This is a genomic window from Desulfotomaculum copahuensis (assembly GCF_001655685.1).
Taxonomy (GTDB): domain Bacteria; phylum Bacillota; class Desulfotomaculia; order Desulfotomaculales; family Desulfovirgulaceae; genus Desulfotomaculum_G; species Desulfotomaculum_G copahuensis.
The window spans coordinates 23,105-36,342 of sequence record NZ_LYVF01000178.1 but is presented as its reverse complement, the minus strand read 5'-3'; the positions used below and the strand labels follow the sequence as shown (position 1 = coordinate 36,342).

General features: G+C 48.1%; 12 protein-coding genes. All 12 read right to left on the bottom strand.

What is annotated here, in order from left to right; genetic code table 11:
* Positions 1 to 2: 2 nt before the first annotated feature.
* Entirely contained in the window at positions 3 to 1,115 is a 1,113-nt protein-coding gene (locus tag A6M21_RS13860) for a LegC family aminotransferase (protein WP_066669822.1), read from the bottom strand.
* Positions 1,116 to 1,303: 188 nt separating this feature from the next.
* Complete coding sequence (locus A6M21_RS13855) at positions 1,304 to 2,275, bottom strand: NAD-dependent 4,6-dehydratase LegB (RefSeq protein WP_066669820.1); 972 nt, start codon at positions 2,273 to 2,275, stop codon at positions 1,304 to 1,306.
* Positions 2,276 to 2,617: 342 nt separating this feature from the next.
* The gene (locus A6M21_RS13850) at positions 2,618 to 4,630 is read right to left on the bottom strand and encodes a glycosyltransferase family protein (RefSeq protein ID WP_078060722.1); all 2,013 of its coding nucleotides are present in this window, start codon (positions 4,628 to 4,630) and stop codon (positions 2,618 to 2,620) included.
* 112 nt (positions 4,631 to 4,742) lie between these two features.
* The gene (locus A6M21_RS13845; RefSeq protein ID WP_066669816.1) at positions 4,743 to 5,189 is read right to left on the bottom strand and encodes a hypothetical protein; all 447 of its coding nucleotides are present in this window, start codon (positions 5,187 to 5,189) and stop codon (positions 4,743 to 4,745) included.
* Between the two features lie 10 nt (positions 5,190 to 5,199).
* Entirely contained in the window at positions 5,200 to 6,684 is a 1,485-nt protein-coding gene (fliD, locus tag A6M21_RS13840; RefSeq protein WP_066669814.1) for a flagellar filament capping protein FliD, read from the bottom strand.
* Between the two features lie 15 nt (positions 6,685 to 6,699).
* Positions 6,700 to 6,981: a flagellar protein FlaG gene (locus A6M21_RS13835; protein WP_161486082.1), complete on the bottom strand. Its 282-nt coding sequence runs from the start codon at positions 6,979 to 6,981 to the stop codon at positions 6,700 to 6,702.
* A gap of 107 nt (positions 6,982 to 7,088) precedes the next feature.
* On the bottom strand, positions 7,089 to 7,511 hold the full coding sequence (gene fliS, locus A6M21_RS13830) for a flagellar export chaperone FliS (protein ID WP_066669812.1): 423 nt from the start codon (positions 7,509 to 7,511) through the stop codon (positions 7,089 to 7,091).
* Positions 7,408 to 9,285 carry a motility associated factor glycosyltransferase family protein gene (locus A6M21_RS13825; RefSeq protein ID WP_078060718.1) on the bottom strand — a complete coding sequence of 626 codons (1,878 nt, stop codon included), beginning with the start codon at positions 9,283 to 9,285 and terminating at the stop codon, positions 7,408 to 7,410. The genes fliS and A6M21_RS13825 overlap by 104 nt, the downstream gene beginning before the upstream one ends.
* Positions 9,272 to 10,630: a motility associated factor glycosyltransferase family protein gene (locus A6M21_RS13820; RefSeq protein ID WP_066669809.1), complete on the bottom strand. Its 1,359-nt coding sequence runs from the start codon at positions 10,628 to 10,630 to the stop codon at positions 9,272 to 9,274. The genes A6M21_RS13825 and A6M21_RS13820 overlap by 14 nt, the downstream gene beginning before the upstream one ends.
* Positions 10,608 to 11,219 carry a hypothetical protein gene (locus A6M21_RS13815; protein ID WP_066669807.1) on the bottom strand — a complete coding sequence of 204 codons (612 nt, stop codon included), beginning with the start codon at positions 11,217 to 11,219 and terminating at the stop codon, positions 10,608 to 10,610. The genes A6M21_RS13820 and A6M21_RS13815 overlap by 23 nt, the downstream gene beginning before the upstream one ends.
* 88 nt (positions 11,220 to 11,307) lie before the next feature.
* Complete coding sequence (locus A6M21_RS13810; protein ID WP_066669805.1) at positions 11,308 to 12,165, bottom strand: flagellin N-terminal helical domain-containing protein; 858 nt, start codon at positions 12,163 to 12,165, stop codon at positions 11,308 to 11,310.
* A gap of 147 nt (positions 12,166 to 12,312) precedes the next feature.
* Complete coding sequence (flgL, locus tag A6M21_RS13805) at positions 12,313 to 13,227, bottom strand: flagellar hook-associated protein FlgL (protein ID WP_066669803.1); 915 nt, start codon at positions 13,225 to 13,227, stop codon at positions 12,313 to 12,315.
* Positions 13,228 to 13,238: the final 11 nt, after the last annotated feature.

Sequence of the window (13,238 nt, the reverse complement as noted above, 5' to 3'; positions counted from 1 at the left end):
ATTTACTTCACCTCAAGCAATACCTGACATACCTGCCGAATATCTTCTTCCTTAAGAAGACTGGTGCCTGGTAAGTTAATTCCGTTTTTGTGCAAAAAATCAGCCACCGGGCATTCATTCATATTGTACCGATTATATGCCGGTTGCTTTGTAAGGGGCATGAATAACGGCCTCACTTGAATGCCTGCCGATTTCATTTTTTCCATTACATCATTCCTGCCTGCACCAAATTTATCCGGCTCGATCAGTATGGAGAAAAGCCACCAGTTGCTGACTGACTCCTCCATTTCACACTGCCATTTCAGACCAGATCTTTCCTGTAATAGTTTGCGATAAAGAGCAGTGTTACGCCGTTTGGCATCCAAAAACTCCGGCAACCGCTCCAGTTGGGCCAAACCCAGTGCAGCCTGCAGATTGTTCAACCGATAGTTGTACCCCATTTCGACGTGCTCATATTCAATTACCCCGGGTACCCGCCCCTGGTTGACAAGCAATCGCGCCCGTGAGGCCAGGACGGAATCGTCGGTCACCAGCATGCCCCCGCCGCCGGTGGTAATCACCTTATTACCGTTAAAACTGAATACCCCGATATGGCCAAAGGTGCCAGTAAACCGCCCTTCGTATGTGGCACCCAGTGCTTCAGTGGCATCCTCCACCACAAAAAGGTTATACTTACGGGCCAGTTCCACTATCCGGCACATATCCGCCGGGTTGCCGTATAAATGGACGGGAATAATAGCCCGTGTATGTTCTGTGATTGCCTTTTCCACTTCAACGGGATCAATATTCCATGTCAAAGGATCCACATCGATTACCACCGGGGTGGCACCCACATATAGCACCGGGTTGACGGTGGCAATAAAGGTAAGGGCGGGAACAATAACTTCATCCCCCGGACCGATGTCTAAAAGTCTTAAAGCGAGATGCAGGGCCGCTGTGCCATTTACAGTAGCCACGGCATGTGAGACACGCACATATGAGGCAAAGCGCTCCTCAAACTCGGCAACCATTGGTCCAACCGAGGAAACATAGCCGCTTTCAAGAGCACGGATTACAAATTCTTTCTCCAACTCACCAATATTGGGGGCATCTAAAGGGATATTAAAAACGGTCAAAAGAAAATTCCTCCTGAGCTTTTAACTCAAAGTCACATATGCTTACTATAAAACGATTAAAATTAGACCCTGCCCTGTTCGTTCCAAGCATTGTGAGTCGTCAGCCAGGTATATTGTAGTACCTGGTCAAAATTTAAATCATTTAACCTATGGATCTATTGATTGCCATATTTTTCTGGTATGATTGCTTAAACATAATAAACCTCCGGCTTGTAAAGGTGAAGTTTTTTCCTGAACCATTCTACGGTTTCCGAAAGGCCTTCCTCCAAAGTATAGCGGGGAACCCACCCGGTTAATTTGCTTGCCCAGCGGTTATCGCACAGAAGGCGCTCCACTTCGCTTTTCCCTGGTCTGACCCGTACATCCTCCTGCTGGACAGCAATTTCTCTTCCGGTAACTCTTTCGATCATCCCCACCAGTTCACCTATAGACACTTCCCGACCGCTCCCTATATTAACCACCCGACCCAATGTCTGATCGGAAAAACCTGCCGCTATCATTCCGGAAACGGTATCCCGCACATAGTTAAAATCACGGGTCGGGTTGAGGTTACCCAGGCGTACTAATCGGGCACCCGACAAAACCTGGGTGATAATGGTGGGAATGATAGCCCTTGCCGACTGGCGGGGACCGAAGGTATTGAATGGTCTTACCACTACCACGGGCAGTCCGAAGGAATGGTGATAACTTAAAGCCAACTGATCAGCGGCAATCTTCGAAGCCGCGTAAGGAGACTGGGCATGTAGAGGGTGTTCTTCATCGATAGGTACATACCGGGCCGTACCGTAAACTTCTGATGTAGAAGTATGAACCATTCGATTTATACCTAACTCTCTGGCAGCCTGACAAACATTATATGTACCCTCAATATTAGTTTTTATATAAGCCAGCGGTGATACATAGGAATACGGAATACCTATCAATGCCGCCAAGTGAAATACCACATCCATCCCGGAAAGTGCATTTTTTACGCTGTCGTAATCCCGAATATCCCCGGCATATATTTCAATTAGATCCTTGACAGTGCTTTCTTCCAACCAACCCCAGTTGCTACGGGCATTATAACGAATAAATGCACGCACCTTATGACTACGTTCGACTAGTTGTTCACACAAATGCGATCCTATGAATCCACCAGCACCGGTTACTAATATCCGCAATTCAGTAAAACCTCCACGTTATATTATCACCAAATAAAAATCATTTCACGCTATACAGCTTTCTAAATTGAGGTCTGTTTAAGATTAGGTCTAGGCACATACGTATTAAAGTCACAATTCTTAATTATGCATTCAGTCTTAGCAATTCCAGGTTAAACACTGGCATATTTTCACTGACCATTAGAAACGGAAGATTCCTGAAATAGTATGCCCCCATCAACTTAGCAAGATCGCGTTGAAACTCTCTCAGTGTCTTTAAGATGGCTCGAAAGTATTTGATTTCTCGTTCTCTCGCCCAGCCAATCAAAAACACAAATGCGTAATGAAGGCATTGGAATGTTTTTAATCGAAATATTTTTTACCAATAACCATTATCTGCCCGGAATACATTAAGCCGGTACGACATTTCAATACTTCAAAACCTGCTGATTCTAATAACTTTTTAACTGTTCGCCTTGTAAATCCATAAAGGTGAAAAGGAGGGCCCCATAGTTGACCTAAATAACCCTGTACTTTAGCTATCACACTTTCAACGTCTGGCACTGTCACTAATAGGAAACCACCAGACACAAGTAAATCTCTGGCCAGGAGTAGGATTTGCTTCGGTTTATGCAAATGCTCGAGAACATCGTTAAACACTAAGGCATTAAAGTATGCTTTAGGTAACACGAGATCTTCCAAATACCCTTCAAGATACTGACCACCACACTTACTAAATAGTCTGATCGCAGTCTCAACGGCTTTCCGGTAAGGTTCAACTCCCCAGGCCTCATAGCCGCGTGCAGCAGTCACGGCAGTAAAGCTTCCTGTTCCTGAACCTACATCAAGTATCCTTGCCGGAGATCCTATATACTCCTCCAAAAAATCCAATTCCTGTTCATAGCAGGGAACAGCGATATTTATCACCTTTACATCTTGTTCATGCTGGTTGGGCGTACGGTGGTATTTCTCTCTGTAAAAATCCGCAATTAACTCAGGATTCCACTGGGGGTTGTTATAGGCGAGACCACAGTTTTGGCAGAGAACCATTTTAAATTCGAGTTCTGTTCCCCCGTAGGGATACTGTATAGTAAAGAGATCTACACTCTGACCTCTTTCACATATGTTACATGAAATGTGTCGGAAATAGGTTGAAGCCAATTGAGGGACAACCGATCGCCGCTTTTCTATAACTTTTTCCATAATATCAATGAGGTATTTTGCTCTCAGCTCATAAGTATGCTCCTTCAAAACGCGCGCGCGTCCGGCATCAATTATTTCCTGTCTATCGTCAGGGCATGTCAAATAATGTTTAATTCTTTTTATTAGTTCATTTTTAGAGCGGTAAGAGCATATCTCTTTCCCCACCTTAAAAAACTTGTCTAGATCAGGCTGATGATGCGTGACAACGAATCCCCCTGCTGCCAACACATCGAAAACTCGCTGATTAACAGAGGTTAAAAGCTGCGCTGAAGGAACATCAATAATTATATCTGCTGACCGGTACAAAATTGGCGTTTCGGTCTCATAATCGATTCTACCCCGGTAGGCGTTAGCATCACGTAACACACTGCGCCAGTTTTCACCGCCCCAAATATTCAATCCTTCTGACTCAAGAAACTGCACTATGCCTGAGCGGTTCACATAAGTCAGATGCCAGTCCAAAAATAAATTAACCTTATCAAAACCCGGACTATTTACAAGCAATTCAAGCTCTTTTGCCGATTCTTCTCCTAGATTTTCGCAAAGGGAATGTATACAATGTCGCCAAGTCCATAACGGATTATGTTTCCTTACTCTTAAAAGGGCTTCCAAGAGAAGAGATGGCAACCCAATTTCATTTTGAAGCCTGAATATGGACTCTGAATTGGGGAGGGATCCAATAAAAGCCAATGGAACACGAAATTCAGGTTCCTTGTTAACATTTGCTGCAATTTGGGCAAACCGTCTGGCGTTTGTAGCCAGGGCGAAGGGATACGTATGATTAAATCCCAACTTCCTAAGCTCAGACTCATAAACCTCATCCCATACAAAAAGATGCATCAATGAACAATTTGCCCATTTTAATGTTTTCATTATTAGCTCGGGATTGTCACATATGAGGCAGGCAAAAGGAATGTCTAAATCGTTCAATAAATTAATCTCTCTTGAATTATGGCTTATATGTATTAATCCGGAAACGCCATACATTAAAGCAAAATCCGGGTTAATTGAATGCAATCTTTCTATAATTAGGTTGGCCGGAAGCTTAAATAACTCTGTCAGTTCAATAACATGCACCTCATGTCCTAGATCAGATAAGGCCTCGGCCATATCAGCTATAACATACGGTGCTGCCACACCTGTTGCTTTTAATGCGAGTATCCGGCATGTCATTTAATTTATTTCACTCCCACAATAATGTTACTTGCCTTAACTCTTTTCTATCGAAAAACGATTGAAATATCAACGTAAATGGCCCGGCGTTTTTTAACAAATAAACTTGGACTTATCCAAACCTATCGATTCTGTGGAACTTATAATATTTAAGCATGTTACGGTAAGTCTGGATTATTTGCAATCCCTTGTTTACGCCTTCAAGTTGTCCTTTTAATCTATCCATAGCATTATTTAATTCGACAACCAACCCGTCGTTCCCTTTTTTTAGCTCGTCCAATTTCTTTGCCATGGCCATTCTTTGTTCGTCAGATATATAATTCGACTCAGGATACTGACGATTTATACCATGATCATTGACAGCTATAACGGACATGTTTCTGGACGCATTTTCGTAAATCGCCTGGATTTCCTGTATTGATTTAAAAACAGCAGGTAAGTCCTTAATTTGATCGTTTTTAATGAGCCGGCTTTGTTCCTCCAGCAACCCTTCCAGACGGTTCAAAGCCTCCATCGCTTCTAAAAAGTTTCCCCTCGCTTGCCGGTTTTTGTTATCCATTTTTGTCTCCCTACCCTGCGGGCAACGCTGCCATTTGCTGGGCGAACCAGTTGCTCTGTGCCTTGGCCTGGGCCATGGCCTGTTCCATGGCGGTAAACTGCTGCGTAAGCATATTTCTCTCCTGGGTAAGATTATCCTGCAACGCCTGAATTTGATCGCTCAAATCGTTATAATTGTTTTGCAGGGACTGCACCACCGTGGGGATCAATCCCTGGCCATTGGCGGTGGTAGAAACCAGGTTGGTGATATATCCGCTGCTCAGGTCGGTCAAATCGGAACTGAGCTGCTGCAGCAGGGCTTTAACCGCCTGCGGGTTGCTTGTGAGGGCCTGCTGCAACTGGGTAGTGTCAATCGACATTTTGCCTTCTTCGTTAAAGCCCATCGAGTCGCTGGCGTCATCAGTCGAAATGCCGATGGAGCGCAGCGTGTTGTACTGATTAACAACACCGGTTCTTCCGGAGAAATCCTGCTGCATTTTGGACAGCAGCGTTGACTGAATGTTGACCAGCGTAAAATCACCATTCAGTGCCCCGTAGGTTTGGGCCGCTGATGAACTGGCCATGGCGCTTACTGTTTTGCTGGCCGTGCCGTAGTAAAGCTGATTGATATAGTCCATGACGTCATTGTAATCATTGACCATGGTTTGGATGCCGCTCATGACCTTGCTTGCATCATTGGCCACGGTGATGGTCACCGAAGCTGAGGTAACATTATTAAGCAGATTTATGGTTAAGCCGTTGATAGCATTATTAACTGTGTTGGAATAGGTGGTAACGGAAGTGATTATACCGTTGTAAGTAACATTAAAGCTGCCGTCTGTCCCCGCCCTGGTTCCGGCGGCAGTCAACCCGAGTCCCGCCACCAGGCTGTTATTCGCAGTATTGGTTATGGCAATGGAATTCACATGGCCGGTGTAATTATCCGTGATAATCAGTTTATTATTGATGACAGTGGCAGAGACGTTGGCGCTGGTCACCTTGTTAATCGCATTTGCCACGTCGCCAAGGGAAGAGGCGTTAACTGTAATAGTGGCGGTTACACTGATTGTACTGTGTGAGGATGCCAGGTACTCATTATTAATTATTTTAAAATTATACAGCCCGCTCTGGAAAGTACCGTTCGAAGTGGTGGATAGAATGGACGCTGGCTTGGCGAGAACGATATTACTCAAGGTATAGGCGCCGTTGGCTGGCGAAATGATATTCCCGTTGCTGTCGGTGGCCACGCTGGCGGTAACCAGGTTCTGATTGCCGGACGTCACCGACTGGACGTTGAACGTGCTGTCGATGGTTAAGCTGCTGTAGGCCTGCAATGCCGAGGACAGTGTATTTAACTTCTGACTGAGGTTGTTCCAGTCGCTCTGCTGCGTGGTAATCTGACTCTGCTGCTGCTGCATCTGTGTAACGGGCGCGCTGTCGGCCTGGATCAACTGGTCAATCAGAGAGCCCCAGTCAAAGCCGGAAGACAGGCCGGTCAGACTTATCGGACTGGTCATGAGATTACCCCCCTCTTAAATCCACTCGTTTAGAAACATGCCGATATATTCTTTGAGCTGCCTGGCGGCGTTCAAAACACGTTCTGGCGGGATGCGGCAGATTATTTCATGCTTTGCCGTATTGATTAAATATACAACCACATCGCCGCTTTTGTCGCCGATGACAAACCTTTCCTGGATGTTGAAGGCGGACAGGGTATCGTTGACCTTTTTTGCCGCCTGTTCCAATTCCGTTTTGTTCAAAAGATTGGCGTCGTTTTTTTGCCCGGCTGATTGCGTTATTGCTACGGGCACCATTGTTGGCGCACCTTTATCACTGGATATTTTTTCACTTTGCGGGATTGGCAAAGGGGCAACTTCCGGCAACTTCATCCCTGTTCACACTCCTTATTCCCAATAACATTTCATTTCGCATCTGCGGAACTTGCCAGGGTAGAGCCAACCTGGCTGTTAGCCGCTTGAAGCCAGGCGTCCCTCAATTCCCTTGCCATAACCAGGCAGCTTTCCGCTATTTTGAAATCCTTGTCCACATTGGCCTTGACAGCCTGACGGTAAAGAAAATCATAAACCGCGTGCAGATGGCGGGAAATCTCGAACTCCATATTTAAACTGGCATCCAGTTCCAGAATGATATCCTGCGATTTGATCAGCTTGTTGTGTGCTTCCTCAATCCGTCCGTCACGGATGGCCTCCCCGGCCTGACTTAAGGAACTAACCAGTCCGTCATAAAGCATTATAATCAACTTGCCCGGGGAGGCGGTCTGAATGCTCTGTTCCCGGTAACGCCGGTATGGATTCTGAAAGGGTGCTTGCACCGGATAAACCATCCTTTCTGCCATCCAATTTACTCACCACCGCACCAATTATCTCTGCAGCGTGTTCGGCGGCTTCCTTTATTCCTAAATAAAGAATTTGGGATTTGTCCGCCAGGCGGCGGCCCTTGTCTTTCTCCGATTCATCATCAGCCGGTTCGAAGGACACTTCCAACCTGAATTGAGCCGGTTGATAAAGCAAATTTAACAGGCGGCTGGCCTCCCGGCATTTTTTAATTTTCTCATCCACGCGGTCCAGTTTTTGGAGCAGTGTATCAACCCGTGATTGATTGATTGCCTTTTTTTCATAACATCTTTTCAATTTCTCAGCGTAAAGCATACCCTTGGAAGCTGAAGCGGATATTTTAGACATTTTCGCCCGGGCCTTGATCAGTGTTTTTATTAATCGAGCTTTCTTTTTCTCAGATAACGGAGGCGCATTATTGCAGGTTTTCCTGATGATTTCTCCCGCGGGAAAGTCCTCATTAAAGTATCTATCGATCGCTTCACGGAAAGTCATGACCTTGGTACCTTCAATTTTTGCCCCGCCCTCGGTGGCGTTGATTACCTCAATATTGTCCGGCAGCAGGGATATCCTTTTATTCAACCAATCCCGCATGGCATTTAGCGTTCTGTCAGTCCGGACCGTCCCCCCGTTGATCCCCGTAACCTCAAGCAAGGCACCATCCGGCGCGTCTTTGGCGTAAACTGTGCCGGAGGCGTGCGTGTGCCCACCGGTGAAAGCCAGGTCCTGTCCAATAAACACTATGGGGTTCAAACCTAATTGAACGGCTATATCAAAAGACACATTGGCCACGGACGGCCCGGTGGAAATCCAGCCCTTATCCTGTCCTGTTATTTTCTGCAGCCAATGGCCGAAGAAAACGTCGTTCATAGTCAGGAGCGGCCCGGAATGTTCAGAAATTATGATCGGATACGCTGAAGGGTAAAAGGCAAGCGGAAAGTCCCTGGTGACCAGATCCTCAAAATGGCGGTAATTCGGCAGACTGCCGTCAATTGTAACCACCAGATCGGGAATAACCCCGCTCTGCAGCACAGGTTTAACTGCTGTACCCACGACAATGATTAAACCTTTCCCCTTAACGTCTTTGAGCAGGTGAATATTATTACTCAAAGACGGCCCGGCGGAAACAATTACACCCGGCCGTCCCGAAAATGCGCCGAAAAGCTCTTTCACACCCGGATTGTCAATTATATATGGCAGGTTGGCAAAAAAGTTATCTGTCCACGCCTTGGATAGAGCCAGCGTTGTATTTAATGAAAGCGAAAGTGTATTCAACCCGTCCACCATTCTGCGCTCAATCTGGTCAAATTCTTCTCTGAAAAACCGCGCCAGAGGAGGGTATTCAATAAACTCCAATTCTTCCTTTCCATAGAGATTTACATTTTGGGTCAAAAAGCTATCAAGTGCTGACGCGTCATCGCCCACGAAAAGGTTGATATCGTTATTGGAAAGCAACCCGGTAACCTGCGGCTCGCTTATAGCCATATCATATAGCTTTCGTACCGGTTCCAATACAAGCATTTTTCTGTGCGGGAACCTGCGAGCCAATTCCGCCACGTGGTAACCGAGCCCGAGGCCCACTACCACTGGCACGTGCCTGTCATCCAGAGTCACCCCGGAAGCCCACCGTTCAGCCTCACGTACCGGGTCATAAGGGCTGTGCAGCCATATTTCCCGCCCGTCGGCATTTGCTTTAATGGTTGGAAGGCCGGCACGGGAACGCACGATTTGATAACAATTCGAATCCTGCTTATATCTGGACATGATTACACTGCTTGCCCCCAACAAAATAATTTAGCAAAAACGCGGGCGCCAAAGCCTTTGTATTTGCTATGCACGCTCCGGACGGGGAAAGGTTTACAACTTCCAGATCTTCCGCCTGCGCAATCCTTCGTTCGATCCAACGGCGGTAGATGTTTAATACCGGGGTTGTAACCACCGGAGATCCATCAACACCGGTAACAACCATTTCATCTTGTACCCACAAAACATTATCTCCATGCATGGTGCCGGTGGCATGCATTTTACCGGACGGGTAGGCCAAATCCAACCCGGCCAGCATGATCGGTTTCGCCCCCATCCGGATGGCAATATCCAGGGCGGTGGTGCTCACTGAACCGCCTGTTGCGATCAGCTCCGCCCCTCTTTGCTCCGCCATCTCTTCCGCCGGGCCAAACCCTTCCTGCAGAGCAAGGATTAACTGAGAAAAACGACCGGAAATCACAGCTGGAGAAACAGTTGGCAGTATGATTAGTGGTGTACCGGCATCAATCGAAGTTAGCTGTCTGGCTATAACCGGCAGCGGGTCTGTTACTATCACCATATCCGGACGAATTCCCGCCTTCATCAGCGGGGCCAGGGCGGTGCCCACCGCCAGCACAAAAAGCTCTTTCTTACAATGTAGATAAGGTATAATTTCATCCAGGGAAGGACCACCTGCCGCCAGCAAAAGCGGCTGTCCGGCAAGCCTGCCGAAATAATCGTTAATTAGCGGAATGCTGCTTAAAACCGGCAGGTTGGCATTGTAATTATCCTCCAGCAATCTGCCAAAACGGATGACTGAAGCTTTCTTAATCCGCCATTCATTTATAGTCTCCCAAAGCGGTCCTTTGGGAAACGCGCGCAGACTCGGTTCGTGAATGAGCAGTTGCGCGCCGGATTTCAACAATCCCGCCAAATCACCGGCCAGAACGGCCTGATCGTCTTCTACAATCAGTGACAACCGGTGATCCAGCAGCAAATCCACAAGGTTCATACTTTCCAAAGCCCTTTTAAAACTGCCCAGGCCAAATTGATATACACGCAACTGTTGATCCGGCTGCAAGCGGTTTATTAAAGCCCTTACGTGGTAGCCAAGGCCAAAGCCCAAGAGAGCCAGTGCTTGAACAGATGCAATTTTTTGCACTTCCGCCCAGGACATGGCCTCACGCACGGGATCATACCGGCTATGCAAAAATGCCGGCTTACCGCCATCAAAGGCAACCGCGGTGGGCAATCCGTTCGCAGCCTTGAGCAGGCGACAGCTTTGATCTGCCCGCGCCTGTTCAATTATTGAGGCCAAATAAGAATCGGTTTTCTTCAGTGCATTAAGATTTGTCTCCAATAACATTTTTCTCACTGCTCATAAGTTCCTTTAATAATGGCAGCTGTTCAGTAAAATATTCCAGAAAGGGTGCCAGTTCGTAATCAAGGATGTCACCAACCAACAGATAATCCTGGTTCTCCCAGGCCGCCAACAGGTCGGCCATGCTGCTCCGGTGCCCGCTCAAACGGTCTGTAAAACCCTCCGGCAGAAAAGCATGAATACCACTAACAAGCGATTCGTTCAGTTGTTCAAACCACCCCAGGCCGTCCAGCGACTGCAGGAAGATATTCACGCCCTCCCCTTCCAGACCGGTAACAAAAAATTCCGCCGCCCGGCGTAATCCACGCGACAACCGGGGCAGGTATTCTTTCGCGTCGTCCAACGCTTCCCGCAGCAACTCGGGCAGGGAGCAGATTTTCAATTCAACCAGGTCCGCATCCCTGCAGGCATCAACACTTCCCTCTCGCGTAAACTCACAATCAACGCCGTCAATTTTAAATAAACGCACTACCAGGTTATTTTGTTCAATTTCGCGCATGATCGTGCCGAGATGCGACATAGCCGCGGGTTTATCCTCATCGCAAACCGCGCTTTCGTTCAGAAAGATTTTCACTATTCAGCGCCCCTTTTAATGTAGGTGCTAATTATGTGATAAGAGCCGGCCGTTTTCCGGCCGGCTCTCCGGCTAAGCGGCTTTCCGTCTAACCGAGCAGTTTGAGGATACTCTGCGGCATGGCATTGGCCTGGGCGAGCATGGAGGTGCCCGCTTGCTGCAGGATCTGGTTCTTGGTGAAGTCCACCATCGTAGTGGCCATGTCCACATTGGTGATGCGGGCATTCGCAGCAGAGAGGTTTTCCACAGCCGTCTGCATATTGTTTGAAGCGTATGTCAAACGATTCTGCACAGCGCCCAAGTTGGCACGCTCTTTTGACACACTATCAATAGCATTGTCAATAGTTGTAATCATGGCTGAAGATAAAGAAGCCTGTGAACCCAATTTACCTTGCCCCAAATTGCTTATTTGCGTTAATCCGAGACCGGACATTCCTTTGAGTCCGCCCGAACCAGCAACCATGTTAGCGATGCTCAGGGATATAAACTGTCCTGTATTGGCTCCAATTTGGAATTTCCGGCTGCTAAAGGAGCCAGTCATTAGGTACTGGGTATTGAACTGAGTCTGTTGGGCAATTCGGTTTATGTCTAACTGAAGCTGTTTCATCTCGCCCACAATCTTCTGACGGTCGCTGGTGGTGTTTGTGGCGTTGGCCGACTGTACGGCCAGTGTGCGCATGCGCTGCAGGATGTTGCCGATGGTGGCCATGGCGCCGTCCGCAGTCTGGATCAGGCTGATGCCGTCCTGGGCGTTGCGGTTGGCCTGGGTAAAGCCGTTGATCTGCCCGGTCATCCGCTGGGAAATGGCCAGCCCGGCGGCGTCGTCGGAGGCGCTGTTGATCCGGAGCCCGGAAGACAACTGCTGCAAATCTTTCGACAAAGCGTTCTGGGTATTGTTCAACTGGTCGGCGGCGAAAAGTGCGCTGATATTGGTGTTGACAAACATGCTTTTTTTCCTCCCTTTCAAGTGATCATTTGCTTATCCAAGCAATCCGCGGCCGCGAAAGTTGGATTTCACGCTTCAATAATATAATCGGCGCTCTCCAACACAAGCTTTAGTGGCACTAACCAGGATGAAGTCCTATTTTCCCGCCTATTTCAAAAAATCCACCAGAGTGGGCTGGATGATCCGGGCGGCCACGTTCAAGGCACCCTGGTAGGCGTTCTGCTGCATATTGAAATCGGTAATGGCCCGGGCAATGTCCACATCATAAATGTCGGCCTTCGAACCGGTCAGGTTGAGATTGGCCGTCTGCGCCTGCCCCAGGGACAGGGACAGCCGGTTCAGCCTGGCGCCGACGCTGGCCCGGGCGGAGAGAAGGTTGTTCATGTCCCGATCCAGGTTTGACAGGTCGGAGCCGGATAAGCTGTTGGTGTCACTGTTTTTCAGGTGGTCACGGATATTGATTAGATCGCTGAATATATCGCTCATCTTAATGTTACCGGATGTGCTTGAGTCGGCGTTCACGTTGATCTGCATTGTTACATTCTGACTGATCTCATAGTTCAACTGGCCCTGGTCGCCAGTATAGGTCACGCTTTGCGGCTCGCCGTTGGCGTCGTTGTTTACCGTGAAGGGCCTGCCGCCGGTGTGGTTGCCTCCAAATATGTAGCGACTACCATAACTGGCGTTAGCGTTGTCAGCCACATTATTGATCAACTGGTCCACTTCCTGTGCCAGCGCCTGCCGGTCGTTGCCGGTCAGAGTGGCGTTGGCCCCTTCCACGGTCAGCGTCCGCACTCGCTGCAGGGCGCTGCCGATATTGGCCAGCGCCTGGTCCGTGGTTTTCAGCCACCCGCTGGCGTCGTTGATGTTCCGCTGGTACTGTCCGTTGGCGGAAAGAGCGGTGTTATATGCCATCACCCTGGCTGTTCCCGCCGGATCATCGGAGGGTTGGTTGATGTTGTGCCCGGACGACAGTTTTAACTGTGTATTTTGCAGTTGCTCCATGCAGTTGTTGAGATCATTCAGTACCAGGGTCGCCGTCATCTGGTTGGTTATCCGCAAAATAGCCGCCC

Bases quoted from the DNA above. Each gene is read 5' to 3' on its own strand.
- A6M21_RS13850 (WP_078060722.1), bottom strand. From the start codon at position 4,630: ATGACATGCCGGATACTCGCATTAAAAGCAACAGGTGTGGCAGCACCG.
- A6M21_RS13845 (WP_066669816.1), bottom strand. From the start codon at position 5,189: ATGGATAACAAAAACCGGCAAGCGAGGGGAAACTTTTTAGAAGCGATG.
- fliD (WP_066669814.1), bottom strand. From the start codon at position 6,684: ATGACCAGTCCGATAAGTCTGACCGGCCTGTCTTCCGGCTTTGACTGG.
- A6M21_RS13835 (WP_161486082.1), bottom strand. From the start codon at position 6,981: ATGGTGCCCGTAGCAATAACGCAATCAGCCGGGCAAAAAAACGACGCC.
- fliS (WP_066669812.1), bottom strand. From the start codon at position 7,511: ATGGTTTATCCGGTGCAAGCACCCTTTCAGAATCCATACCGGCGTTAC.
- A6M21_RS13825 (WP_078060718.1), bottom strand. From the start codon at position 9,285: ATGTCCAGATATAAGCAGGATTCGAATTGTTATCAAATCGTGCGTTCC.
- A6M21_RS13820 (WP_066669809.1), bottom strand. From the start codon at position 10,630: ATGTTATTGGAGACAAATCTTAATGCACTGAAGAAAACCGATTCTTAT.
- A6M21_RS13810 (WP_066669805.1), bottom strand. From the start codon at position 12,165: ATGTTTGTCAACACCAATATCAGCGCACTTTTCGCCGCCGACCAGTTG.